General features: G+C 69.8%; 20 protein-coding genes. 7 read left to right on the top strand and 13 right to left on the bottom strand.

All coding sequences use genetic code 11. The annotated features are described in order from the left end of the window. Nucleotides 1–105: 105 nt before the first annotated feature. The 7 genes from UA74_RS07525 (at nt 106) to UA74_RS07490 (ending at nt 4,266) form a co-directional block, all read left to right on the top strand. Complete coding sequence (locus UA74_RS07525; protein WP_075739634.1) at nt 106–348, top strand: hypothetical protein; 243 nt, start codon at nt 106–108, stop codon at nt 346–348. 232 nt (nt 349–580) lie between these two features. Next, nucleotides 581–958, top strand: coding sequence for a hypothetical protein (locus UA74_RS07515; protein WP_075764101.1), 378 nt, complete (start codon nt 581–583; stop codon nt 956–958). Then, nucleotides 955–1,266 carry a hypothetical protein gene (locus UA74_RS07510; RefSeq protein WP_075739631.1) on the top strand — a complete coding sequence of 104 codons (312 nt, stop codon included), beginning with the start codon at nt 955–957 and terminating at the stop codon, nt 1,264–1,266. Before UA74_RS07515 ends, UA74_RS07510 begins: the two co-directional genes overlap by 4 nt. A gap of 139 nt (nt 1,267–1,405) precedes the next feature. Beyond that, on the top strand, nt 1,406–1,984 hold the full coding sequence (locus UA74_RS07505; protein WP_157434048.1) for a hypothetical protein: 579 nt from the start codon (nt 1,406–1,408) through the stop codon (nt 1,982–1,984). Between the two features lie 213 nt (nt 1,985–2,197). Beyond that, on the top strand, nt 2,198–2,536 hold the full coding sequence (locus UA74_RS07500; protein ID WP_075739629.1) for an ArsR/SmtB family transcription factor: 339 nt from the start codon (nt 2,198–2,200) through the stop codon (nt 2,534–2,536). Then, nucleotides 2,533–3,042 (top strand): SRPBCC domain-containing protein, encoded by a 510-nt coding sequence (locus UA74_RS07495; RefSeq protein ID WP_075764099.1) that lies wholly within the window; start codon nt 2,533–2,535, stop codon nt 3,040–3,042. The genes UA74_RS07500 and UA74_RS07495 overlap by 4 nt, the downstream gene beginning before the upstream one ends. 291 nt (nt 3,043–3,333) lie before the next feature. Next, the gene (locus tag UA74_RS07490) at nt 3,334–4,266 is read left to right on the top strand and encodes a ketopantoate reductase family protein (protein ID WP_075739627.1); all 933 of its coding nucleotides are present in this window, start codon (nt 3,334–3,336) and stop codon (nt 4,264–4,266) included. A 107-nt stretch (nt 4,267–4,373) separates the two neighbouring features. Here UA74_RS07490 and UA74_RS07485 read toward each other — a convergent pair whose 3' ends face one another. The 13 genes from UA74_RS07485 to UA74_RS07425 form a co-directional block, all read right to left on the bottom strand. Continuing rightward, nucleotides 4,374–5,504: a methyltransferase domain-containing protein gene (locus tag UA74_RS07485; protein ID WP_075739626.1), complete on the bottom strand. Its 1,131-nt coding sequence runs from the start codon at nt 5,502–5,504 to the stop codon at nt 4,374–4,376. After that, nucleotides 5,501–6,448 carry an ATP-grasp ribosomal peptide maturase gene (gene tgmB / locus UA74_RS07480; RefSeq protein WP_083683004.1) on the bottom strand — a complete coding sequence of 316 codons (948 nt, stop codon included), beginning with the start codon at nt 6,446–6,448 and terminating at the stop codon, nt 5,501–5,503. Before tgmB ends, UA74_RS07485 begins: the two co-directional genes overlap by 4 nt. Before the next feature lie 26 nt (nt 6,449–6,474). Beyond that, on the bottom strand, nt 6,475–6,753 hold the full coding sequence (gene tgmA / locus UA74_RS07475) for a putative ATP-grasp-modified RiPP (protein WP_075764095.1): 279 nt from the start codon (nt 6,751–6,753) through the stop codon (nt 6,475–6,477). A 234-nt stretch (nt 6,754–6,987) separates the two neighbouring features. Beyond that, nucleotides 6,988–8,199 carry a helix-turn-helix domain-containing protein gene (locus tag UA74_RS07470; protein ID WP_075739623.1) on the bottom strand — a complete coding sequence of 404 codons (1,212 nt, stop codon included), beginning with the start codon at nt 8,197–8,199 and terminating at the stop codon, nt 6,988–6,990. 185 nt (nt 8,200–8,384) lie between these two features. Then, complete coding sequence (locus tag UA74_RS07465; RefSeq protein ID WP_075764093.1) at nt 8,385–10,373, bottom strand: beta-galactosidase; 1,989 nt, start codon at nt 10,371–10,373, stop codon at nt 8,385–8,387. 253 nt (nt 10,374–10,626) lie between these two features. After that, nucleotides 10,627–11,691 carry a cobalamin-independent methionine synthase II family protein gene (locus UA74_RS07460; protein WP_075743520.1) on the bottom strand — a complete coding sequence of 355 codons (1,065 nt, stop codon included), beginning with the start codon at nt 11,689–11,691 and terminating at the stop codon, nt 10,627–10,629. A gap of 462 nt (nt 11,692–12,153) precedes the next feature. Continuing rightward, entirely contained in the window at nt 12,154–13,089 is a 936-nt protein-coding gene (locus UA74_RS07455; RefSeq protein WP_198042957.1) for a carbohydrate ABC transporter permease, read from the bottom strand. A gap of 5 nt (nt 13,090–13,094) precedes the next feature. Continuing rightward, entirely contained in the window at nt 13,095–14,096 is a 1,002-nt protein-coding gene (locus tag UA74_RS07450; protein WP_083683002.1) for an ABC transporter permease, read from the bottom strand. Nucleotides 14,097–14,109: 13 nt separating this feature from the next. Next, nucleotides 14,110–15,762 carry an extracellular solute-binding protein gene (locus UA74_RS07445; protein ID WP_075739619.1) on the bottom strand — a complete coding sequence of 551 codons (1,653 nt, stop codon included), beginning with the start codon at nt 15,760–15,762 and terminating at the stop codon, nt 14,110–14,112. Nucleotides 15,763–15,838: 76 nt separating this feature from the next. Next, nucleotides 15,839–17,824, bottom strand: a complete 1,986-nt coding sequence (locus tag UA74_RS07440) for a glycoside hydrolase family 31 protein (protein WP_232237666.1) — start codon at nt 17,822–17,824, stop codon at nt 15,839–15,841. A gap of 119 nt (nt 17,825–17,943) precedes the next feature. Next, nucleotides 17,944–18,954, bottom strand: coding sequence for a LacI family DNA-binding transcriptional regulator (locus UA74_RS07435; RefSeq protein ID WP_075739617.1), 1,011 nt, complete (start codon nt 18,952–18,954; stop codon nt 17,944–17,946). A 197-nt stretch (nt 18,955–19,151) separates the two neighbouring features. Then, nucleotides 19,152–22,298: a glycoside hydrolase family 3 C-terminal domain-containing protein gene (locus tag UA74_RS07430; RefSeq protein ID WP_075764091.1), complete on the bottom strand. Its 3,147-nt coding sequence runs from the start codon at nt 22,296–22,298 to the stop codon at nt 19,152–19,154. 255 nt (nt 22,299–22,553) lie between these two features. Next, nucleotides 22,554–23,468, bottom strand: a complete 915-nt coding sequence (locus UA74_RS07425) for a DUF6807 domain-containing protein (RefSeq protein WP_198042956.1) — start codon at nt 23,466–23,468, stop codon at nt 22,554–22,556. Between the last annotated feature and the right edge of the window lie 596 nt (nt 23,469–24,064).

Here is a 24,064-nt window from a genome sequence, read left to right as displayed (position 1 = left end):
GCACAGCACCAACTACGCCTGATCAGGTGATTGACCCATGTGAGTCTGTGTCGAAATTATGAGTCTGTGCCAGAACAGGTCCTTGTGTTCACCGGAGAGGTTCCCATGCCCCATCTCTTCATGATCATCGGCCCACTCCTGATCGGTGCCGTCCTCGTCGCGTTCCGCTGGGCCGTGGCCGAGTCCCGTCGTGATCCGGCTCCGCCGCTCGGAACACGGCAGGTGCTGCGCGCGGCACGCCGTGGCGGGCCGTCGCGATCCGCAGTCCCCGTACGCGTGGCGGCGTGCGGCGCGGAGACGGTTCGCCGCGCCTCGGCATCGCAGCGGAATCTCGGCGGTGCGTCGTGATCGCGCTGCTCGTCCTCGGATCGGTGTTGGTGGCGGCGGGTGCCGCGCTGACGTGGTTCGGACATCGCCCCGCTCGCACCAGCCCGCGACCGGCCCATTCCGCTGAACGCACCCGGACCGGCGGGGTCTCGGCCGCCAGCATCCTCGCGCGGTGCGCGGCGGAGGCGGCCTCGGCGCAGCTGGCCTCGGGGTTTCGTCCGGGGTGGGCCTCTCCCGCTCTGGGAGTCGGGCGGTGATCGGCTCACGGTCGGTGGCCGCGCAGTGGATCGTCCACTGCGTCCGCCAGTCGACGTTCCTGACGGTGTCCCCGGCGGGCCGTTTCCTCCTGCTGACGGGCGATCGAGGCGACCGGCCCTCGATCACGGCGGAGCTCAGCCGCGCCGACGCGCGCAGTCTGCTCGCCGCGTTGGACGGCGGTCACGACGTCTCGCTGTCGGCGATGCACTACGGCGAGTCTCGGCAGGTCCGCGTGCTGCACGCCGCCGAGATCGTCGAGCTGTCCATCCTGGACTTCCACGATCTGCTCGGCCGTTGGCTGGTGGACGCGGCCCGCGTCGCCGACCTCGCCGAGCTGGTGCGCGCCGCGCTGACCGAGGCGGTGGCCTCATGACCGGCGGCCCGCTCGCCTCGGTGACGCAGCTGCGCCCCCGCCGACCCGGCCGACCGGCGAACCGCCTCGTCCCCCTCTCTACCGGGCCGGTGGAGTGGTTCGTCCGCTCGGTCTGTCAAGGCGACACCCATCACGGGCAGGTCGAATACCGAGTCGGCTCGATCCTGGTGCGGCCCGCCTGCGGCGAGCGGAGCTTCGCGGCGCTCAACTCGATCCCGATCCGCCAGTGCTACTACGACGACCAGGAATGTCGTCGCTGCCTGGCCCTGATCGACGTGCGCGGGCTGCGGTCGGCGGCCGCGCCATGACCGCCGCGAGCCTGCGGCGCAGTCGAAGCCGGCTCCGCCTCATCACCTCGTGGCCCGCCCGGCGCGCGGCGCGGGTGCGGCCGTATGTCCTCGCCGTCACCGGGGGTTCCGCCCCGACTCGTCCGTTCGGAGACCGAGCTTGACCGAGACCCCAGAGCCGCCCGACGCCCCAGAACAGCCCGACAGCCCCGAGCACCCCGCGACCTCGCCGAACTCGGCAGACGCAGCAGGCCCCACACCCTCCCGGCCTCCGACGCAGCACCACGAGGCCTGCCCCGCCCGCGCCACCGAGCCGATGCTCATCGAGCAGATCACGCTGCCGACCGTGGGCCTGATCTGCCAGCGGCACGCCGTGTTCGTCAACGCGGGCGAACCGGTCCCGGCCGAGGGCGCACGAGCCCTCGCGCTCTGCGGGGTTCCGCTCACTCTCGGCCCCGCGCCGCAGGAGATGCTGCCGGGCGTGCCTGCCGAGGTCGTGGACTGCGCGGACTGCCAGGCGATCATCTGGAACAAGCCCGACGCGCGCCCGGTGGACGTCCGGCAACGGCTGTGCATCCGCCGAGTCGGCACCGTGGACGTCCACCTCGTCGACGCCGCAGGCCTGACCGCCGTCACCATGACCGCCCTGTGCGGCGCCGTCTTCCACCTCGGCGACGCACTCGAACAGCTCGCACCGGGGGCGGGCGCCCCCTGCACCCGCTGCCTGCTCGCCTCGTAATCGACCGCGCATCGCCGACGACGTCCTCTTGTGTCAGCCGTCGCCCTGCGGTGACACGTCGGCTCAGCGCACCTGACATCGGCAGGCAGGCACCGGGACCCGGTGGGGCTTCGGGGGCTGCACGGAACGGGGCCGGGCAACACGCGGGCATGGGCCGAGCAGCGAGCCTCTCCGACTTGCTCAACGCGTAAGTCTCTGCTTACATATCTCCCCGTGGATCGATTCGAGGCACTCGGCGAGCCCAACCGACGCCGCATCGTCGAACTCGTCGCCGCGCAGGCCCGCAGCGCGGGCGAGATCGCCGCGCACTTCTCGATCAGCAGGCCCGCCGTCTCCCAACACCTCCGGGTGCTGGCCGAGACCGGCGTCCTCACCGTGACCGCTCAAGGGAGACAGCGGGTCTACTCGCTCGACCCGACCTCCCTCGACGAAGTCGAGAACTGGCTCGACGACCAGCGAGAACGCTGGGAACGGGCCCTCGACTCGCTGGAGGAGGCCATGGAAGAGGCCATGGACGCCGAACACCGAACCCCAGGAGGGACCGAGACATGACCACTCGACACACCGCCCGACGCGGCACCCTCGGCATCAGCGAGGACGGCACCTTCCGCATCCACCTCGAACGGCGGCTCCCGTACGCCCCCGCCCTGGTCTGGGAGTGGATCGTCGACCCGGATCGGCTCGCCCGCTGGCTGCCCGGCTGTCGGATCGACCCGGTGGTGGGCGGCGAGGTGCACTTCGACTTCGGCGAGGAGGGCGCCGCGACCGGCACGGTCCTGGAGGTCACCCCGCCAGGAGCCGAGGGCGGCCTCACCCACACCTGGGTGTGGGAGGGTGTTCCGGACTCGACGGTGCGCTGGACGGTGGCGGCAGGCGACGCAGGCGAGGGAAGCGTGCTGAGGCTCGTCCACAGCGAGGTGCTCCGTGAACCCGCCGCGGACTTCGCCGTGGGCTGGCACGTCATGCTCGACGCGCTGGAACTGATCATGGCAGGCGAACCCACCGACGCGGCATGGGGCGCGATGGAGGAGATCGCGGGTCTTTACCAGTCGAGTTGACCGTGCGACGGTAGATCATCGGCGTCGTCTCCGGGTTCGCCGGTGCGGGCGCGATGCCCAGGCATGGCGGTCCCCGCCGAGCGCTCCTGGAGGGTGCGCTCGGCGTCGTCGAGTCCGGGCGCCCTGGCGCGCTGTTCGACGCACCGGGAGTTCGGGGGCGCCGAGGTGCACGACGTGGTGCACCGGCCGACGAGTCCATCGGTCGGTGCGACGGCGCAGCGTCGGCGTCGGCGAGGGTCCGTTGTTCGCAGACAGGCGAGGCGCCTGTCCAGGAAGATCTGAGGTGTCGCGGTGCGGGTACTGGTGTACGGGGCGGGCGGAATCGGTCTGTACTTCGCGGCTCGGCTGTCCCTCGCGGGCATCCCGGTCACGCTCAAGGGCCGCACCGCCACCGTCGCCGCCGTGCGGCGGACGCCGATCACGATCCGCCACGGATCAGGTGTCGCCGTGGCGCCCGCCGTGCGGGTCGTCGACCGCCTCGAATCCGAGGAGAGCTTCGACGCGGTGATCCTGGCGGTCAAGGCCTGGCAGGTCGACGAGGCAGCCCACGAGATCGCGCCCGTGCTGGCCTCGGGCGGCCGGGTGATCACGACGCAGAACGGCGTCGACTCGCCCGCGCACGCCGGAGCCCACGTCGGCGAGGACAACGTCATCGCGGGCACCTGCGTGGTGATCGCGCAACGGCTGGACGCCTCCACCGTCGAGTACGTCGGCTCGGACGCGACCATGACCCTCGGCTACCTCGCAGGCGGCGAGGCCGACCAGCCCGCGCGGCAGACGATCGCCGCGCTCACCCAGGCGGGGATCACGGCGGGCTGGACCGAGGACATCCGACGGGCACTGTGGAAGAAGCTGGCGCTGATCTCCTCCTACGGCGGCGTCGGCGCGATCAGCGGCGCCACCGCAGGCGAGACCCGGGCCGTGCCGGAGTCCCGCGAACTGGTGACGACGGCGATGCGCGAGGCGTTCGCCGTGGCGCAGAGTCTCGGCGTGGCGCTGACGGACACCGATCTCGCCGACATCCTGCACACCTACCTGCACGTGTTCTCCCCGGAGACCACGGCCTCCATGCAGCGCGATCTCGCATCGGGCCTGCCCTCGGAACTGGCCGACCAGAACGGCGCGGTGGTCCGACACGGCAGGGAACAGGGCGTGGCGACGCCGGTCCAGGCGACCATCTACGCCAGCCAGCTCCCCCGCGAGACGGCGGCGCGGGGGCGGTGAGCGATGCGGACGGGTGCGGCGTGATCGCGGAATCGCCACGGCAGCTCGCATCCGCCCGTCAGCCCGCACCACACCTCCCGGGGCGCCCGGCCGATCGACACGCCTGATCAGTCAGACAGGCGAAGGAGGGCCGAGCCGTCGGGATCGTCGAGCCACAGCGTGTGTGCCGTGGGCGTGACGGTGAAGCCGAGTCGGGTGATCTCGGGTCGGCCGTGGCGGTTCCACCAGTCGACGACGTCGAGGTGTTCGGTCCACAGGGAGCGGGGGCCGTGCTCGACGACGTCGGCGGTCTGCCTGTCAGGGCTGGGCGAGACACGGGCCCACGAGCCGGATGCGGTGTGGCCAAGAAGGAGGCGGTCGCCGTCCCGGCGGTGCTGAACGACCTTCTGCACGCCGGGCAGGACAACCGATACAAGAAGGTCGACGGGGCGTTCGTCGAGGTCGCGGGTGAAGCGACCAGGATGACCGGGACGGTCGGGCGTCGCCGAGGCGACGAGGTCGCGGGCTGTCGGTGCGGTGTGGTCCGCAGCAGGGCGGATGTGCATGAAGGCTGCGTAGTCGAGAACCCGACCAGTGGCGGTGTGCTGCTCGTCGAGGCGGAGCAGGATCAGGCCGAGACCGAGGTTCGCGAGTATGAGGCCGCCTGCGCGGACCTGATCGAGCCAGGGCGGTGGGATGCGGTGCAGCCCGCAGGTCGTGATCAGCCGATCGAAGGGCGCGTGGTCGGGTGCGCCTGCTGCACCGTCCCCACAGAGCACCGTGGGGCGAAATCCTGCCGTGTCCAGTGCTTGCCGGGCGCCCGCGATGAGTCCGGGGTCGATGTCGATCGTGGTCACGGCGTCCTCGCCCAGTGCATGGCTGAGCAGGGCGGCGTTGTAGCCGGTGCCGGTGCCGATCTCGAGTACTCGGTGGCCGGGATGGGCGTCGAGAGCTTCGAGCATCAACGCCATCAACGAGGGCACGCTGCTGGACGAGGTCGGGGTCCCGCCGTCGTCGTGCTGGGTGAGCAGTGAGGCATCGGAGTAGGCGAGCCGCAAAGCGGCTCCCTCGGGATCGGCGTCGAGCACATAGTGGACGGTCGCGGAACCGGGCAAGGTGAACCGCTGAACGAATTCATGGCGGGGAACGGCTTCGAAAGCGGCAACCCATCGCGGAGAGGACAGCCTCTCTCGACTGACCAGCTCGGCGGTGAGCTGCCTGCGCAGCGTCGTGGCATCGGCGGGCGGGGCGGTCGTCACGGTGGGTCTCCCATGGTGAGTGCATCGGCCAGGGCCGACGGGATAGGAAGGCCGAGGGCGGTATGCAACCAGCCCCACTGGCCGTTCGGATTGATTTCGAGGAACACCCACTCATCGGCAGGGGTGACCACGAAATCCAGTGCGCCGAAGATCAGGTCGAAGTGCTGCATCAGCTCATGTATCCGCGTAGTGACGTCCCCTGGCGGGGTGATCACCGTGTAGGTATGTCCGGCGTGATCGGCCCGCCAGTCCTGCCGACCGATCTCGGAGTCCACGTCGATCCGCACCGCGAACAGCCGATCGCCGACCACGGTCACCCGTACCTCGAACGCCTTGGGCACCCGGGCCTGGAACAGATGAGCGGCCCGCTGGACGCCGTCGGTGATCTCCGCGGCGTTGACAGGCGTCGTGTAAAGGGCGGTCATGCGGCCTGACTCGGTCCCGGTGCCTCCGTGAAACGATTTGTAGACGGCCCCGTCAGGCTGGGCCGCGACGAACTCACGAGCCTCGATCGGATCATTGGTCACCAGCGATTCCGGCACGGTCAGCCCGAGCGCCGCCGCCACGACGAGCTGACCGGGCTTCACCCCGGCGACTGCGTTGCGATGCGGGTGATTGATCCAGCGGCACGGCAGCGCTGCGAGCAGGCCGCCGAACCCCATGCGGGACTCGACGACCGCCCACTGCTGCTCGGTATCGGTCATCCCCTTGTGCGGTGCGAAGCGACTCGGCTTGCGGTACCAGACACCACGCACCGCATCAAGGTCACAGACCCCTCCGCCCGTTCGTAACCGTCCGTCCCACCGGCCGTCGACGAGACGCGCATCGAGGGACAGCGACTCCGGGAAGTCTGCGAGATCGAATCGAAAAGCGAGCTCGCGACGCCGGTCCAACTCACGAAGCACGAGATCCACGGTCACGTCGAACTCGCGACTGATCACCATAACCGGCACGGTATTGCCACTTTCAATCAATCGACGGGCTCGACGTCAGTGAATTCCTGATTGTCTACCTTGGTGATCGTGGTGTTGTTCGTCGTTGCGGTCAACGGGGAGTCCACGAGCAGGCTGCCGTCGGAGAGCACGGCCATCTGGCGGTCCTGGTCGTAGCGGTGGTTCTCCACGACGGTGATCTCCTCGTCCAGCACGACAGTGGAGCACGCCAGGCCGAACGGCCGCAGGGCGCCTTCCGACGGCGTGTCCTGCGATACCGGAGGACGGAGCCGAGAAGCGGGCAACAGATCAGGCATCAGCAAATCCGAGTCGGTTGTGATCGACATTCTTCCTTCTCCTCCACTCGGGTGCGACAAGGAAGGCATCCGTATGGCCATGTCGCTGTCACGCGATCGTCAATGGGATGGGCGATGCCCACTTGATGCCATCGCCTCGACGCAGCACCTCTGTCATTGGAGGCGACGTTACGGGTGACGACACGCGCGATTTTGCCAAGAAGGCAAAACATATCCCGTTCACCCGAATGAGAATCACTGAGTGGGCGCGACTCCCATCCGCCACGCCAGACCACGTAGTTCCCGGCGGCCTGCTTCGCTCCGGGAAGATCGGAGCAGGCCGCTTACCGCCTCGCGGACGAACGGGTTGTTGCGCACCCGCTGCGGCGCGATCTCCTCGGCCCGTCGCAGCGCGCGGATCCCCTCGTCGCGGGTGGCCCGTTCCGTGATCAGCGCTCGTCCCAGGTCGGTCCAGTACATGCACTGACGTGCTCTGGCGGGCAGCGCCGCCGGATGCACCCCCCGAGCCAGTTCGGCGACCTTCCCGCCTGCCCCGAGCTCGGTCATCAGCGACACCCGCCAGATCCCGACGTTGTCGGACCCGAAGTACAGGAAACCGAAGTTCTCCGCTCCCTCAGGGAGTCGACCTGCCAACGCGGCAGCCTCATCGAGATGCGTCGAGACGACATCGGCCTTCTGCTGCGCGGCGGCCGCCAAGGCGGCGTTGAGGTGCAGCATTCCCGAGATCTGCACGGCGTTCGCATCTCTGACCACCACCGCGTCGACCGCCCGCACGCTCATCTCGTACTGGCGAGCCCTCCCCAGCGAGCCCGCCGCATGGCTTCGCAGCCAGCTCGCGAAAGCGGTCCACTCCGGTCTTCCCAGCTCGCGGGCACAGCCCTCGGCCAGCCTCGCGGCCAGTATCGGCAGGCCCCGCACACCGAGATTCTTCGTCAGCACCGCAGCCGAGTGGTAAGCGTGCAGCAGTCCGACGAGAATGTCACCACGATGCTCTGGTTGTTGCACGTAGGCAGCGTGCAACTCCGTCAGCAGCCCGGGAACGAGTTGCCCCTGGCCTGCATAGTCGGCGTCGCGCCGCAACACCGTGTTCAGATGATCGACAGACTTCTCGATCTGAGCCCATGGACGGGCTCGAACTCCCGGATCGGTACCCAGATCCAGTTCTCCGAGCACGATCTCCATCCTGGCGAGCGCTGCATGCGCCTCTGAGCTGACGGGGTCCGTCGGCTCGTACGGCTGTCCCGTGAGATCGGTGGGCGATACACGCAAGGCTTGAGCCAACGCCTCCAGGATCGACCGGCGATTCACCGTCCGCTCGCCCCGCTCCAGGCGAGAGAGATACCCGGCGGACATCCCTGCCAGTTCGGCGGTCACGGTGAGGTTGAGCCGTCGCCAACGCCGCACCTCACGAATGCGATGACCGATCAGCGCGTCCTGAACGTCCACGTCAGGCTCCTTCAATTCCCTTGAAGTCGAGACATCGGCGGGGTGGACGCACCGATGGTGGCGCTGTCGTCGAGTGTATCGCCGCAGGCAAAGCACCAAATCTGCGCAGAAGTCTTCGCCGTGCACCCGCATCAACGGATGCTCCTCGCTCGACCGGATTCGCCCGCCGACTGCCTACCTGCCCCCTACTCCCCCACCAACGCCAGCACCCCGAACCCCGCCAGCTCCGTCCGACCCGCACACCGCCCGCCGCGCAACAGATCGACGCAGGCAGGCAACTCCACCGATGCGGGGTCCGGACCGTGGTTGATCACGAACAGCACCCGGCCGCGGCGGGTCGCCGTCACCCCGGCGGGCAACCCGTCCAGGACTCCGGTCACCCCCGCATCGGTGCACACCTGCCGGGTCAACGCGGCCAAGGCGGTGGGATCGGGCTCCGTCGCCACATACCAGGCCGTGCCCGTGCCGAACTCGTGGCGCAGCACCACCGGCCTGCCCGCCCGGCGTCCCTCCGCGACCTCGGCCACCACCTCGGCGCCCTCCGGTCGTAGCTCCTCCAGCCAGTCGCGGGCCTCGAATCCGCCGAGCAGCGTCGAGGAGCACCGCACCGTCTCGCCCTCGGGAAGCGGATCAAACTCCTCGATCCGCAGCCCCAGCGCCTCCCGGAACGGCGCGGGATAACCGCCGAGGCGGATGTGGTCGTGTTCGTCGACGATGCCGGAGAAGTACCCGAGGACCAGGGTGCCGCCGCGCGCCACGAAGGACGTCAGGTTCGCCGCCGCGTCGTCGGTGACCAGGTAGAGGCTCGGCGCGATCACCAGCCGATAAGCGGACAGGTCGGCGTCGGGGGCCACCACGTCCACCGCGACGCCGAGCCGGGTCAGCGCCGCGTGGAAGCCTCGGAGTCGGCCGAGCACGTCGATGTCGGCCGTCGGGTGGGCGTCGAGCCGCACCGCCCACCAGCTGTCCCAGTCCAGCACCAGGGCCGCCTCGCACTCGACCTCGGCGTCCACCACCTCGTGCAGCTCCGCCAGCTCGGCCCCCAGCTCGCAGACCTCGCGGAAGATCCGACTGTCGGGGCCCGCATGGGGAACCATCCCCGAGTGGTACTTCTCCGCCCCGGCGCGGGAGGCCCGCCACTGGAAGAAGCAGACGGCGTCGGCGCCCCTGGCCACCGCGTGCAGCGACTCGGCCCGCAGCTGTCCCGGCGCCTTGGCGGCGTTGCGGCGCCGCCAGTTGACCGCGCTGGTCGCACCCTCCATCAGGAACCACGGGCCGCCCGCCAGGGAGCGCATCAGGTCGAAGCCCAGTCCCGACATCTCGTGCGCGGCCGGATTGGTCGGGTCCGGGTACCAGTCGTGAGAGACGACGTCCTCCCGCTCGGCCAGCGCCCGGTAGTCCAGCGGGGCGTCCAGGCCGAGGAAGTTCGTGGTGATCGGGATGTCCGGCGTCGCGGCGCGCAGCACGTCGCGCTGCACCTCGAAGCACTCCAGCAGCGCGGCGGAGGAGAAACGGCGGAAGTCCAGCTGCTGGGCCGGATTGATCAGGTACGGCGCCCGTCGCGGCGGCATGATCTCCGCCCAGTCCGAATAGCGCTGGCTCCAGAACACCGTGTGCCAGGCCTCGTTGAGCGCGGCCAGGTCATCGCCGTAGCGACTGCGCAGCCAGTGCCGGAAATGTGCTGCGCTGACGTCGCAGTGGCAGACCTCGCACAGCTCGTTGTCCACATGCCACATCGCCAGCGCCGGATGGCCACCGTACCGCTCGGCGAGGTCGGTCGCCAGTGACAGGGCATGCCTGCGGTAGATCGGCGAGGACGGGCAGAACTGGTTGCGGGAGCCGTACAGCAGCCGTCGGCCGTCGGCGTCGACCGGCAGCGTCTCCGGATGTCGATGGCCGAGCCAGGGCGGCGGGCTCGCGGTCGGCGTGGCCAGGTCCACCGCGATCCCGCCCGCGTGCAGCAGGTCCAACACCTCGTCGAGCCAGCCGAAGTCCCGCGCGCCCGGCGTCGGTTCCAGCCTGGCCCAGGAGAAGACGCCCACCGTCACCAGATTCACGCCGGCCCGGCGCATCAGCTCGACGTCCTCGCGCCACACCTCGCGCGGCCACTGCTCCGGGTTGTAGTCGCCCCCGAAGACCAGGCGTCCCCGGGTCACGTCCGCGATGTCGCTCATGCCACGCACTCCCTCTCGTCGCACCGTCGGTCTCGGCCGGGAGCCGCATGGTCGGCGCCCGCAGCCGGGTGGAGCCCGGCCACCGGCCGCGCCCCGGCGGCGTCACCGCCCGAAGCGCGACCGGCCCGGCGTCTCGGACCTCGTGGTCGAGAGGCTGGATTCGACCCGTGCCCGCTGCTGTCCGTCCGCCGCCTGGTCGTCGGCCCGTTCGCGGCGCCCCGGTCTGCTGCGATCGGTGCGGCAGGCAGCGGGTTCAGCAGCCGAGTTCGGCGGCCGCCTTCTGAGTGCCCGACACCCGCGCCTCGATCTTGGCGAACGCCGTGTCTCGCGAGGTCGAGACATCGTCGGCGTACGGCGCGAACCCGCAGTCGTCGCACGTGCCGAGCCGGTCGGGTGAGATGTACTGCGCGGCGCGCAACACTCGATCACGCACCTCCTCCGCCGTCTCCACCCGAGGGTCGATCGGGTCGACGACACCGACGAACACGCGCTGATCCGGTGACGATGCCTCGGCGACCGCGGCGAGCACCCGATCCGGGTCCGGCTCGCTCGCCAGCTGGAGGTAGAAGCGGCCCGCACGCAGCGAGAACAACTGCGGCAGCAGCTCGGCGTAGTCGACGTCGAGGCTGTGCGTGGAGTCCTGGTCGCCGCCGGGAGAGGTGTGCACGCCGATCCTGGCCCGTTCCTCGGGAGTGAACCGGTCGAGCACCGTGTTGTTCAGCGCCACGAAGTCGCGCAGCACCCCGCCGGACGGATCGAGTTTGAGCGAGAGCCTGCCCTCGGTGAAGTCCAGCTGCACGGAGTCCGCGCCCGCGTCGAGGCACTGACGGATGTCGCGCTCGGCCTCGTCCGCGAGGTCGGCGAGGAACTGCTCGCGCGGGTAGCCGTCGATGCCGTCGGCCGGGTAGAGCAGGCTCAGCGCGGACGGCGCGATCAACGACTGCTTGACCGGCACCGAGGCGACCTTCCGCGCCGCCTGGAGGTACCGCACGGCGTGGACGCCGTAGCGGAACGGGCCCGTGGTCAGCCGAGGCAGCATCCGCACGTGACCGTCGGCGAAGGGGATCACCACGCCGTCGGGCGCGAGTCCGTCGACGCCGTCCAGCGGGTACGTCATGAAGCTGGACTTGGTCTGCTCTCCGTCGGTCACCACGGGCGAGCCGATGGCGGCGAGGCGCTCGACGGTCTCCCGGACCGCGCGATCGGCCAGCGCGTCGAATTCAGCCTGGTCGATCGTCCCGGCGGCCAGATCACCTCTTCCACGCAACAGATAGTCGGGACGCGGGATGCTGCCGATCGGCTCGGTGGGCAGAGACAAGAGGTACTCCTCGGCTGACATGGTTCACGACGAACAGGAAGAGAGGCCCGCGTACGACGCGGACCTCACCTGTCCAGTCAATGGGCAGCCGGACTTCGCCGTCAAGGCGATACCGGGTGATGTCGTTAGCCCGTTCAGGACGATCAGGAAAGGATTCACCACGATGAAAACCTCAGTCTCAGCAACGGATTTCCTCGATCGGAGTAAGCCGCCACGGGCGTCCCTTTCGGACGCCTGTCACGTCGCCGCGCCGTCGACCGGCGGCTCGCCGTCGATCGGGCAACCGACGGGGCGGCGTCCCTCAATCCCACGTCGACCCCGCGTTCCAGGCCGGTCGGCACCGCTCTGCGGCGGACCCGCTCCGCGTCGCCGCCGCACGCGAACCCCATGCACCACACCGAGATCCCGAGCAGACGCGCTTCTCCCACCCAGTCGCGGGCACCTCGACATACCGGCCCCGTCTCACCCCTTGACCGCGCCGATGATGACGCCCTTGGTGAAGTGCCGCTGCACGAAGGGATAGACGAACAACACCGGCAGCACAGCCAGCACGACGACGGCCATCTTCACCGCCAGCGTCGGCAGCGGCCCGCCTGCCACCGAATCGATCGGCCCGGCGCCCGGAATAGGAATTCCCTCCAGGACATAGGTCCGCAGCACCAGCTGCAAGGGCCACTTGTCGTTGTCGCTGAGATACAGGAAGGCGTTGAAGAACGCGTTCCAGTAGCCGACGCCGTAGAACAGGGCGATCACCGCCGTGACCGCCTTGGACAGCGGCAGCACCAGCGAGACCAGAATGCGGAACTCGCCAGCCCCGTCGATGCGGGCGCTGTCGGTCAGCTCCTGCGGGATGCTCATGAAGAACGAGCGCATCACCACCAGGTTGAACGCGGCGACGGCGGTGGGCAGCACCAGAGAGGCGTAGGTGTCGAGCAGTCCGAAGGTCTGCACCGTCAGATAGGTCGGGATGAGTCCGGGGCCGAACAGGAAGGTCAGCAGCACGGCGAACAGCAGCGGTCGATGGGCGAAGGAGCCGCGCCGCGACAGCCCATAGGCCGCCAGCACCGTCAGCGTGGTGCTGAACAGCGTGCCGAAGAGGGTCAGTCCGGTGCTGACCAGCACCGATCTGGTCACCACTCCCCCGGAGAGGATCTCCTCGTACGCGGCGAAGGTGAAGCCGTCGGGCACCGCCACCAGCCCGCCCGCCCGCGTGATCGCCTCCTGCGGCGAGAGGCTGGTCAGCACGACGACGTACAGCGGGAACGCCACGGCGAGCACCACGAGGGTGATCACCACGGCCTTCGCCGTCCGCCCCAGCGGCGTGGGCTCCTCCTCCCAGGCGGGCCGCAGCGGATGGCGGCGACGACGCGGCGTGGTCGTCTCTGGTCTCTCGGCCATCGTGGTCATGAGCGCGAATACACCCCCTGCTGACCGAGCAGATGCGCGGCCTTGTTCGCCCCGAGGACCAGCAGCAGGCCGACGACTCCCTTGAACAGGCCCGCCGCGCCCGCGTAGGCGAAGTCGCCGTTGACCACGCCCTCGTAGTAGACGTAGGTGTCGAGCACCTCCGAGGCATTGACCCCGACGGCGCCGCGTTGCAGCAGGAACTGTTCGAAGCCGACCGACAGCGCATCGCCGAGGCGCATGATCAACAGCAGCACGATCACCGGTACCAGCGCGGGCAGCGTGACGTGCCACAGCCTGCGCCAGCGGTTCGCCCCGTCCACGGCCGCCGCCTCGTACAGATCGGCGTTCACCGTGCTCAGCGCGGCCAGGAAGATGATCATTCCCCAGCCCGCGTCCTTCCAGATCCCCTCGGCGGTGACCAGCAGGATGAAGGTGTCCGGATTGGTCATCAGGTCGATGACGCCGAGGTCGTTGCGCCGCAGGAAGTTGTTCACCACCCCGGCGCCGCCGAGCATCTGCTGGAACAGCGTGATGACCAGTACCCAGGAGAAGAAGTGCGGCAGGTACACCACGCTCTGGATGAACAGTTTCAGCCGGGCGCTGAGCAGGCTGTTGATCAGCAGCGCCAGCACGATCGGCACCGGGAAGAAGAAGACGAGCTGGAACGCGGTGATGCCCAGCGTGTTCGCCGTCGCCCGCCAGAAATCCGGGTCGCCGAACAGCCGCTCGAAATTGGCGAAGCCGACGAACGGACTCTCCAGGATGCCCACGAACGGCGAGTAGTCCTGGAAGGCGATCACGTTGCCGAGCAGCGGAAGGTAGTGGAACGCGCCCAGCACCAGGATCGTCGGTGCGACCATCAGCAGCAACGGCCAGTCGCGGCGGAATCGACGACGCCGGTCCGCCCGGCGCAGCGCGGCACGAGACGGTGGGACGGGCTCGCGGGGGCCTGCCTGCGTGGAGGCCCCCGCAGCGGGTTCTGCGGCGTGGAGGGTCATCGAGGCGCCGTTCTCAGCGTCCGGCGTCGTCGAGCGCCTGGGCGTAGAACTCGCGCATCTCGTCGCCGCCGTCGCGCCGCCAGCCCTCGATGACCGAGGGGAGTTCGCTCACCGGCCTGCGCCCGCGCAGCAGGTCCTGGAGCTGGTCGTCGAGCTGCTGGACCAGTCCGGTCAGGCGCGGCGGCTCTTCGATGCGCAGCCCGTCGGTGAGCTTGTCCACCTGGAACGGAGCGACTTCGGCCTCCCAGGCGTGCATCGCCTCGACGTAGCCGGGGTACTGCGACTGGTCGACGATGTAGGGCGGCTTGGCCAGGAAGCCGTAGGTGATGGTGATCTCGCGGGAGCCGAGGTCGGTGAGCGCGGGTGCACCGTCGGCGCCGCGTTCGCTGTGTTCGCCCTCGATGCCGTAGTTGACCAGGTAGTTCTCCTCCGAGCCGATCGGCGCGGCACAGAAGTCGAGGATGCGCAGCAGCTCCTCCACCCGCTCCCGAGGAAGGTCGGACCGGATGAAGGTCATCAGGTTGGCCGCCTCCTGGGTGTAGTAGACGGGTTCGCTGCCGTCGTGGGAGAACGCCGGGAACGGCCGCATGTCGAAGTTCGGATTGGCGGGAAGCTGCCGGGCCAGCGCCTCCTGCCAGGCGCCCATGCCGTCGCTGAACAGCCACAGCGCACCGCTCTCGAACAGCTCCTTCTCCTGTCCGGTGGTGCTCCCCGCGACGGTGGGGTGCACGTGGCCCTCCTCGAAGAGCCGGGCCATGAAGGCGACCGCCTCGGCGAAGGCCTCGGTCTCGGCCTCGTTGACGAGGTTGCCCGCCGAGTCCCGGCTCCACTCGGCCGGGACGCTGAACATGCGCTTGACCTCTAAGAAGATGTTGCCGCAGGCCCACCGCCCCGCGTCGGGATCGGTGATCTCGGTGCACAGCCGGTAGAGGTCGTCGGCGCTCTGCGGCGGCGCCAGTCCGGCCTGCTGGAAGAGGTCGTGGCGGTGATAGAGGGCCAGCGGGAACAGACCCGCCGGAGTCGGGACCGCGCGCAGTCCCTCGTTCCAGACGCAGTACGCCCAGGAACGGGTCGGCAGATTGGCCAGCCGCGGGTACGCGGCGACCGCATCGCCCTGGAGGTACTCGGTGAGGTCGGTGAAGGAACCGCCGACCGCCTCACCGAACCGCGCGGGCACGTCCCAGTCCGGGATCACGGTCAGCTCGGGCATCTCGCCGCCCGCCAGCTGCGCGTTGAGCCGGGCCGCGTAGTCGCTGCCGTTGACGACGCTGAAGTTCACCTCGGCGCCGAGTCGCTCGTTGACCGCCCGGTAGTAGGCGTTGTCCGACGGTGCCAGCGGCCAGTAGGCCGGGGTCATCGCCGTCACCTCGCCGCCCGTGCCCGGCGTCTCGGTGACCGCCCGGATCAACTCGCCCGGATAGCTGGTGTAACCGGGGACCGAGCCCTGCACGCCGGGCAGGTCGGGCGCGGCGTACTCGATCGGCGAGTACGAGGGCAGCAGTGCGGTCAGCCGGTCCTCGCTGGTGACCGAGCCGCCGGAGGTCGACCCGCCGCCGCCCGAGGAGCAGGCGCTCAACAACGGACCCGCCGCGGTGACGGCGGCGCCCGCGCCGAGGGCGGACAACAAGGTTCTCCGACTGATCCTGGCTTCGCTGAAGGCGTTCACGGAATCTCTCTCTCGTGTGGCGGCGGGGCGGAGGCGCAGGCAGCTCGCGGGCCGCCTGCGCCGGATGACGCCGAGATCACCCGTGAATCGGCACCTGCGCGCCCGCGCGCAGATACACCGGGATGCGGTGCAGCGGGGCGTCGGCAGTCAGGGTCTGCCCGCCCTCATGAACCTCGCCCGTCCAGGCGTCGGTCCAGGTATCGCCCGCCGGGAGGTAGACCGGCCTGGCCCGCTCGCCGAGCGCGTAGACCGGGGCCACCAGGACGTCGGGGCCGAAGAGGAACTGGTCGTCCACCGACCAGGCGGCCGGGTCGTCGGGGAAGTCGACGAACACCGGGCGCATCGGGGGCAGCCCGGTCTCGTGGGCGACGCGCATCTGGTCGAGCACGTAGGGCCGCAGGCGCTCCCGCAGGTCCAACGACGTCTTGATGAGTTCGTAGGCCTCGTCGCCGAAGCTCCACACCTCGTTGGGACCGCCGCTCATGGTCGGACCGAGGCCCATCCTCGGCGCGCGGTCGCCGTGCAGGCGGAACAGCGGGCAGAAGACGCCGTACTGGAACCAGCGGACCACCAGCTCCCGGAAGTACTCCGACTCGGGGTCGCCGCCGTGGAAGCCGCCGATGTCGGTGGTCCACCACGGGATGCCGCTGACCGCGACGTTCAACCCCGCCCGGATCTGCTCACCGAGGGACTCGAAGGTCGCCGCGATGTCGCCGGACCAGAGTGCGGCGCCGTACCGCTGGCTGCCTGCCCAGGCCGACCGACACAGCGAGACGATCTCGGTCTCGCCCTCGGCCCGCATGCCCTCGTAGAAGGCCCTGGCGTTCTCGGTCGGATAGCTGTTGAGCACCTCGAGGCCCGGCCCGGCGTGCAGGCGCAGGTTACCGGGCGTGCCGGGCTTGATCTCCGGTTCACAGGCGTCCAGCCACCAGACCCGGATGCCGTGCTCGTAGTAGTTCTCCCGCACCCGGTTCCACACGTACTCCCTGGCCTCGGGGTTGGTGGAGTCGTAGAACGACACCCCGATGCCGACGGGGGACTCCACGCCCTTGTCCGGCCAGTCCGCATGCACCGGCGGCCCCTGGTCGGTGGCGATGAACAGGCCCTTGTCGAGCATCTCCGGGTAGTTCTCGGCCAGCGGACTCACCGACGGCCAGATGGACACCATCAGCTTGACGCCGAGTTCGGACAGCTCGCGGACGGCGGCGGCGGGGTCCGGCCACTCCACCGGATCGAAGCGCCACTCGCCGAGGTGGGTCCAGTGGAAGAAGTCGCAGACGATCACCGAGAGCGGCAGGCCCCGCGTGTGGTACTCCCTCGCGATCGTGAGCAGCTCCTCCTGGCTGCGATAACGCAGCTTGCTCTGCCAGAATCCGGCGGCCCAGTCCGGCAGCATGGGTGACCTGCCGGTGGCCGCCGCGTAGTTGCGGAGCACGTCGGCGGGGCCGGGCCCGGTGGTGATCCAGTAGTCGATCTGCCGCGCGGAGTCCGCCACCCAGCGCGTGCCGGTGACGCCGAGCTCGACCCGTCCGACGGCCGGGTTGTTCCACAGCAGCCCGTAACCCCGATCGGACAGCAGGAACGGGATGGTGACCTCGGAGTTGCGCTGGATCAGCTCGACGACGGCGCCCTTCTGATCCAGCAGGCCGTGCTGGTGCTGGCCGAGGCCGAAGAGCCGTTCGCCCTGGTAGGCACGGAAGTTCTGCTCGATGCGGTGGTAGCCGTTGCCGACGCCTGCGAAGAGCCGAGGCCCCGGCCACCAGAAGTGGATCGGCTCCTCGGCGAGCAGCTCCTCCTCGGTGTCGGTGCGCAGGAATCGAAGCCTGCCCTTGACGTCGACGTCGACCCGGATGCCGCCGTTGATCAGGCTCGCGCCCTCGGCGTCGATCTTGCACTCCGTCTCGGCGGTCGGCCGTTCACCGAGCGCGCCGGGCAGATCGGAGTGCAGCACCGTGTGGCCGACCCGCACGCGGACGCTGTCCGCACCCCACGGCTCGATCCGCACCACCTGGTGGTCACCACGCCACTCCAGGCCGTCCGGGATCTCGCGAAACTCGCTCACGCGGCTCTCCTCCATCGTGTCGCGATCGGTTGTCGAAGCGATTCGACCGACGGCGCATGCGGGTCCTTCGCATACGGCGGGGTCGCACCGTCCATCGGTGCTCGGTGAGGTCCGGGGTGTCAGTCGACGCGCGGCCGACCGGTGCTGCGCCGCCCGGTGAGTCGAGGCGGCAGCAGGGTGACGGCAGGCGCCCGGTCGCCCGCGGTCTTGGTCATCAGCAGTTCCACGGCGTGCCGTCCGACGTCTGCCGAGGGGATCTGCACCGAGGTCAGCGGCGGGAACGGCAGTTCGGCGGCCTCGTCGGGGCAGATCGCCACCACCGACACGTCCTCGGGAACCCGGCGGTCGAGCCTGCGCAGCACGTCGAGCAGCGGTCCTAAGGCCGATTCGTTGTGCACCACGAGGCCGGTCAGTCCCGGCTGCTCGGCGAACAGCTCGCCGACGGTGGCGGCGACGGAGTCACGGTCGAGCTCGCAGGACCGCGTCGTGCTGGCGACGCCCCGACGCAGGGCGGCGCTGGTGAACCCGGCCATGGTGCGGTGCGCGTAGCCGGTGTCTCTCTCGTAGACGACCTTCGGCGCGCCCAGCAGCGCGACCTCGGTATGGCCCAGGTCGGCGAGGTGATCGACGCAGAGCGCCCCCGCCGCGACGAAGTCCAGGTCCACACAGGTCAGTCCGGTGGAGTCGGCGGGGAAGCCGATGAGCACCGAGGGCTGGTTCAGCTCGCGCAGCAGCGGCACCCGCTCGTCGTGCATCTCGACGTCCATCACGATCAACGCGTCGGCCATGGCGCTGCCCGCGACGCGACTGATGCCCTTGGCGCCCTGATCCGCCGTCACCAACAGGACGTCCTGATCGTGTTCGCGCGCCGAGGTCACCACCGACAGCACGAACTGCATGACGACGGGGACGTTCACCCCGGTGCGCAGCGGCAGGACGAGCGCGATCACGTTGGTCCGGTTGCTCGCCAGTGCTCTGGCCCCGGCGTGCGGGTGATAACCGAGCGCCCGGATGCTGTCCTGAACCCGCGACCGGGTGCCCGCCGAGATGGCCCGCCGTCCGGTGAGGACGTAGGACACCGTGCTGGGAGCCACTCCGGCGTGGCGGGCGACGTCAGCGATGGTGACCACGGTGGACCCCTGACTCTTGTCGTGAGTTACGTCACGCGAAACGGTTCGATTGCCAGGACGTTACGCCCGCGATTCGACACCGGGCAATACGCCGTTCAGCCGCAGACGATCATCCGCTAAACCGGCGTTGACCAGGCACGACACAGCGCACCGACCGGGCGGTCTCCCCGCCCGGTCGGTGTGGCCCGCTCGCCCGACTAGTCGATGGGTCGCTCCAGCGGTTCGATGCGCAGACCGGTCACCGTCGTGCCCTCGTCGACGAGGACCAGGTACAGATCGACGGGCTCCGGCGGTGCGGAGTCGGGTTCTCTGCCGGGGTGTCGGCCCTGACCCGCGAGCCGCCGGGACGGCAGCTCGGCGATCACGGCGGCGGCCCCGAGGCCGGTCGCCCCGGCGGCGACGGGCTGCGGGCCGCGCACCGGCCATTCCGCGTCGGCGACGACGTCGCGGAAGACCCGACGGTCTCCCTCGCCCGTCACGACGAGCTCGGCGAGCACCGCGCCGCCCACCGGATCGCCGATCCGCAGTTGGATCACCGAGGACTTCGTGTCGTCCCTGGCGGCGGACACCGTGCAGCGCAGCGGCCCCACCGGCAGCACCACCCGGTGGAACGCGGCCCAGGCACCGGACTCGGCGGCGTGCACGGCCGTGCCCTCGGTCCTGGTCTCGTCGACGAGGCGGATGCCGTGCACGGCATCGAAGTCGACGGCCCGCACCCGACGGCCCGCGAGGATCAGCGGCCCGACGACCTCGCCGAGCACGTCCAGTTCGGCGTGCGAGCGCAGGTCGGCGGAGGAGGCGCCGACGGAGAGTCGATGTCGGGAGGTCTCCACCACCATCCGGGAGCTGGTGACGTCGAAGAGTGCCAGGTCGCGGACGGACACGGGGAACTCGACCGTCTCGCTCTCGCCCGTCGCCAGGTGGAGCCGCTGGAACGCCCGCAGCGCCAGCACGGGCTGCACGGCGCGGGACTCCTCCTGTCGGGAGTAGAGCTGGACGACCTCGTCCCCCGACCGACGACCCACATTGGTCACCGTGACCCTGGCGGTGACCGTGTCGTCCGGGCAGGCCTGTGCCGCGTCGAGTTCCAGCGGTCCGTAGTGGAACTCGGTGTAGCTCAGCCCGTGCCCGAAGGGATAGAGCGGCCTGCCCCGGTAGTAGAGATAGGTGCTGCCCGAGGTGATGATGTCGTAGTCGAGTAGGTCGGGCAGGTCCGTCGTGGCCCGATACCAGGTCTGGGGCAGCCGACCGGCGGGCGAGTAGTCCCCGAAGAGCACCTCCGCCAGCGCCGTGCCCGCCTCCTGGCCGCCGTGGGCGGTCCAGAGCACGGCGGCCAGATTCCGATCCGCCCAGGGAATCGCCACCGGATAGCTGCTGACGATCACCAGCACGGTGCGGGGATTCGCGGCGCCGACCCGGCGCACCAGCTCCTCCTGCGCCGCGGGCAGCTCCAGCCGAACCCGATCCTCGGTCTCCCGGCCGTTGATGTGCGGATCGTTGCCGATGACGATCACCGCGACGTCGGCTCCCGAGGCCGTCTCCACGGCCGTCTCGACGCCGCGCCGGTCGACGTGGATCGTGAACGGCGTCGCGGCGGTCTGCTGGTCGCCCGCGCTCTGCCGGTCCTCGGTGTCCGGACGCCCCTCGGCGACGTCGGCCCGCAGCACCCCGTCGGCGTCGACCCGCACCCAGCGCGCGAGCGCTCGGTTGAACAGCCGGACCCGTCCCGAGCCCGCCTGCTGGATCTCGAAGGTCTCGTGCACCACCCATTCGCCGGGCATCACGCGGTCGTTGACCAGGCTGCCGTCCGCGCGCGCCGAGACGTACCGCCCGTTGGCCGCCGACCGCAGGGTCTGCACCCCCTCGCCCCAGTCGATCAGATCGAAGCGACAACGGTCGCCGTCGACGCCGGTCGCCTCGACCGCGTCGAGAAGCCGCAGCGCACCGCCCTCGGCGGCCGGGCCCGCGCCGACCAGCCTGCCGTCGGCCGCGACCAGGCTGATGCGGTCGACGCCCTCGTCGGTGACCACGTCGGCATCCGAGGCGGCGGCCAGCCCGCCCGCGGGCGTGACCTGATAGGGCAGGGTTCCGCTGTACCAGTCCTCGTAGAGCACGTCGGCGTGCGTGCCGATCACCGCGATCCGGCGGATGTCGGCCCGACGCAGCGGAAGCAGCTCGTCCTCGTTGCGCAGCAGGACGACGGCCTCCCTGGCCGCCTCCCTCGCCAGCTCCCGATGCGCGGGCGAGTCGATCACCGCATCGGTGATCAGGGCATAGGGGTTGATCGCGTCGGCCGCCCCGGCGCCTCCCCCGGCTCCAGAGTCCGATCCCGTCGTCACCGCCGCCGGTGCCGGATCGAACTCGCCGAGCCGCAGCCGCAGCAGCAGCAGGCGGCGCAAGGCCCGGTCCACGTCGGCCTCGGTGATGAGCCCGCGCCGCAGCGCCTCGCGCAGCTGCCCGGCGGTGAACTCGGAGTCGGTGTCATGGTCGGTGAAGCTGTCCACCCCGGCGAGCAGCGCCGCCGCGTGGCCGGTGGGCTGATCGGGGTGATAGCCCTGGACACCGGCGATGTTCGACGGCGCGTGCGCGTCACTGCACACCACGATCTCGTCGTCGGCCCAGCTGCGCAGCACCCCGAGCAGCTCGCCGTCGGTGTGCGCGGGCCTGCCGTTGACCAGGTTGTAGGACGGCATCACGCCGACGGCGGCTCCCGAGGCGATCGCGGCCCGGAACGCGGGCAGCTCGTATTCGTGCAGTACCCGGGCGCGCAGGTCGGAGGAGGTGGTGTCCCGATCGGTCTCGTTGTTGTAGCCGAGGAAGTGCTTCAGCGTCGGGGCGGTCTTCAGATAACGCGGATGATCGCCGCGCAGTCCGCTCGCGTAGGCCACCGAGAGGACGCCGGTGAGCAGCGGGTCTTCTGCGTAGCCCTCCTCGTTGCGTCCCCAGCGCGGATCGCGCAGCAGGTTGACCACCGGCGCCCACACGTTGAGGCCGCCGTTGACCGGGTCCCGGTGATGGAAGCCCCGGACCTCGTCGCCGGTCGCGGAACCGACCCGACGCAGCAACTCGGGATTCCAGGTGGCACCCAGCCCGACGGCCTGCGGGAAGACCGTCGCCGGGCCGACCCAGGCCAGGCCGTGCAGGGCCTCCATCCCCGTGTGGAAGGACGCCAGTCCCGCCGAGGGCACGGCGGGCTGGAACTGGTGGAGCATGAGCAGTCTCGTGTCGAGATCCAGCAGCGACAGCAGTGCGGCGATGCGGCGATCGGGGGGCAGCGCGGGGTCGAGGTGAGGTGGTGCGGCTGGCCTGCCTTCGGTCGAGTCGTCGGGCTGATCCGGGCTCACGGACGGACCTCCTCATTCGCCGACAGACGCCGGGGCGACTATCCGAGGCCCGTTCGACGATCGGTCGATCGCCCATCGAATATGGCGTCGAACAATTCGCGAGAATTCATCGAATTCCGATGTCGAAGCGCTTCGATTACACCCTCAAGTCAGCATCGGCTCATCATCGTTCTGCTTATAGAATGATCGGGATTCCGAAGTTCGCAGATCGGAACCCGACCGTCAAGATGTGAATCAGCGATGGAGCGGCAGGAGTCAGCCCAGGCGGGACACTGCGGCAGCCGCCGCCTGCGCCGCACCGTCGGTGTCGAGATGCCCGTCGGAGACGACGATCAGCAGTCGGCGCGCGAGCGTGTCGGCGGGGGCCAGTCGAATCGGCTCGTCGATGGCCAGTGAGGAGCCGATCCCCGGATAGTCGGCGATCCGGACGAACCAGGGATCGGCGGCGGTGCGGGCGTCGCCCGCCAGGAAGACCAGCGTGTAGCCCGCACCGTGGAGTCCGTGTCCGTGCACCGCCAGCCAGTCGGCCGTCGACTCGTGCACGCCGTTCTCCCCCGACGCCTCGGCGGTGAACACCGTGGGAGCGATGGTCGAGGCGGGCAGCCGCCAGAAGAAGCCGCCGTAGCCGCCGCCTGCCTTGCCGTTGGTCGCGGGACTGCCGAGTTCGATCTCGGCCTCGGTGGCGTTGGTCAGTGTGAAGGCGAAGTCGAGCACCCAGGCGTTCGACGTGTCCGCAGGCCGGACGGCGATCCGCCGCCGCTCGACGAGCTGGAGTCCGCCGGTCGGGCTCCGCCAGTGCAGCTCTTCCTCGATCTCTTCGGGGCGTCGGAGATCGGGCCTGGCGGCCAGCAGTCGACTGCGGTCGATGCGGCCGTGATCGGCCTGCCAGGTCGGACCGCCCTCGCGGAGGAAGGTCCGGCCGCCCCAGAAGTTCGTCTTCGCGACGTCCTGCAGGGCCACCGAGACCCCCAGGTGCCACGGGTGATCCTCGGGCGCCGAGTCGGTCACCACGACGCCTGCGGCGGTGCGCACGGGGTGCAGATACGGCCGAGGCCCCTGGGTCGTGCGCAGGCTCGGGTCGGACACCACGGAGCGGACGACCGGATCGGCGCCGAGCCACAGCTCGATCTCGGTGCTCGCCTCGGCGGGCGTTGCCTGCATGGACATCATCGACCTCACCTGGACGGAGCGGGCGGTGCCCGGTCCCTCGGAAAGCGCTTGCCGAAGGTAGGAGAAGACGCGCCGCACTGTCAACCGCGACGATCGTCGTCGTCGACGCGGCGAGCCCCGGCCGTTCGACCAGCTCAGGACGGCGACACCGCTGGACGGACCACGGCCGCGCGGACCCCGGCACGCCACGCCCGCCCGACACCGACCGGCGCCCACTGGCCTCACCAGGGGTGATGACCTGCACGATCAGCCGGGAGCGCTCCCACATCAACACCGCACCCTCCCGTCGTCCGACGCCACCGACGTCGTCGCCCCCGTCAGACAATGATCTACGCTCGTCTCGATTCGACGTCGAAACGCTGTCACCAGCATCGACGCCGAACGGTGAGATGGGAGTCACAACTCGATATTGACACCGGGGCAACGTGGGCGCAACCATCTCCCTAGCCGCGAGCGCTCGAAAATGGGAGCGCTCCCGGAATTCGGTCAGCGCCGATCGATTCGATGACGAGGGCCGAGCGCGTCGCCGGAGTACCTCCCCGCGAGGAAGGAACGAGCTAGTGCGCCGACCAGTCAGACGCCGTGGTGTCCCGCTT

Origin of the sequence: Actinoalloteichus fjordicus, assembly GCF_001941625.1 — a bacterium.
GTDB lineage: Bacteria > Actinomycetota > Actinomycetes > Mycobacteriales > Pseudonocardiaceae > Actinoalloteichus_A > Actinoalloteichus_A fjordicus.
Note: the sequence above shows the minus strand (reverse complement) of the source record. Positions and strands in the feature narration are given on the sequence as shown.

Excerpts from the sequence above, each read along its gene's own strand:
- UA74_RS07425 (WP_198042956.1), bottom strand. The coding sequence starts at position 23,468 with ATGATGTCCATGCAGGCAACGCCCGCCGAGGCGAGCACCGAGATCGAG.
- UA74_RS07495 (WP_075764099.1), top strand. The coding sequence starts at position 2,533 with ATGACCACTCGACACACCGCCCGACGCGGCACCCTCGGCATCAGCGAG.
- tgmA (WP_075764095.1), bottom strand. The coding sequence starts at position 6,753 with ATGCCTGATCTGTTGCCCGCTTCTCGGCTCCGTCCTCCGGTATCGCAG.
- UA74_RS07510 (WP_075739631.1), top strand. The coding sequence starts at position 955 with ATGACCGGCGGCCCGCTCGCCTCGGTGACGCAGCTGCGCCCCCGCCGA.
- UA74_RS07465 (WP_075764093.1), bottom strand. The coding sequence starts at position 10,373 with ATGAGCGACATCGCGGACGTGACCCGGGGACGCCTGGTCTTCGGGGGC.
- tgmB (WP_083683004.1), bottom strand. The coding sequence starts at position 6,448 with ATGGTGATCAGTCGCGAGTTCGACGTGACCGTGGATCTCGTGCTTCGT.
- UA74_RS07450 (WP_083683002.1), bottom strand. The coding sequence starts at position 14,096 with ATGACCCTCCACGCCGCAGAACCCGCTGCGGGGGCCTCCACGCAGGCA.
- UA74_RS07525 (WP_075739634.1), top strand. The coding sequence starts at position 106 with ATGCCCCATCTCTTCATGATCATCGGCCCACTCCTGATCGGTGCCGTC.
- UA74_RS07455 (WP_198042957.1), bottom strand. The coding sequence starts at position 13,089 with ATGGCCGAGAGACCAGAGACGACCACGCCGCGTCGTCGCCGCCATCCG.